General features: G+C 70.2%; 1 protein-coding gene. It reads right to left on the reverse strand.

The features are described 5' to 3' along the window. Window positions 1-148: 148 nt before the first annotated feature. Entirely contained in the window at window positions 149-694 is a 546-nt protein-coding gene (locus G3I71_RS44860; protein ID WP_164324647.1) for a YceI family protein, read from the reverse strand. Window positions 695-879: the final 185 nt, after the last annotated feature.

Here is an 879-nt window from a genome sequence, read left to right on the forward strand (position 1 = left end):
TGGACGTCGCGTCCGAGCTGCAGATCCTGGCGTTCCACGACCGTGCGCGCGGTGCGGGTGGCGGGGCGTCGTAGCCCCGCCTGCGGGTGAGACGCCGCGAGGGCGCGACCGGTGCGGTCGCGCCCTCGCGGGACGGTGCTGCGGTGCGTCAGGCCTTGATGGCCGAGACGTCGAGGTCGATGCGGACCTTGTCGGCGACGAGCACGCCGCCGGCCTCGAGCGCGGCGTTCCACGTGAGGCCGAACTCCTTGCGGGAGATCGTCGTGGTGGCCTCGAACCCGGCGCGGGTGTTGCCGAACGGGTCGTCGGCGGTGCCGTTGAACTCGGTCTCGAGCTCGACCTCGCGGGTCACGCCGTGGATCGTCAGGTCGCCGACGACCACGTACGACGAGCCGGCCTCGCGGACGGCCTTCGACACGAAGGTCCACTCGCCGAAGACCTCGACGTCGAAGAAGTCGTTGCCCTTGAGGTGGCCGTCGCGGTTGGCGTCACCGGTCGTGACGGTCGACGGGTCGAGCGTCACCGAGACGGCGGACGACTCGAGGTCCTCGCCGACGGTGAGGGCGCCGCCGGTGACCGCGACGGTGCCGCGGACCTTCGAGATGCCGGCGTGGCGGACCGTGAAGGACGCCTCGGTGTGCGAGGGGTCGATGTTCCAGGTACCGGTGGTGAGGCCGGCGGGCAGAGCGGACATGGGTTCCTCCGAGGGGATCGACGAGAATCGTTGACACAACAAGTATGCGGTGGTTGATATTTCTACTACAGTGGGATGCGAGCCGCAACCCCCGACCGTGAGGAGCCCGCCGTGACCGACGCCGCGCCGACCGACGACGTGCGCTGGCTCACCGCGGACCAGCAGGAGCACTGGCGTGCGTTCCG

This window comes from Streptomyces sp. SID12501, from assembly GCF_010550245.1.
Taxonomy (GTDB): Bacteria; Actinomycetota; Actinomycetes; order Streptomycetales; family Streptomycetaceae; genus Streptomyces.

Excerpts from the sequence above, each read along its gene's own strand:
- G3I71_RS44860 (WP_164324647.1), bottom strand. The coding sequence starts at position 694 with ATGTCCGCTCTGCCCGCCGGCCTCACCACCGGTACCTGGAACATCGAC.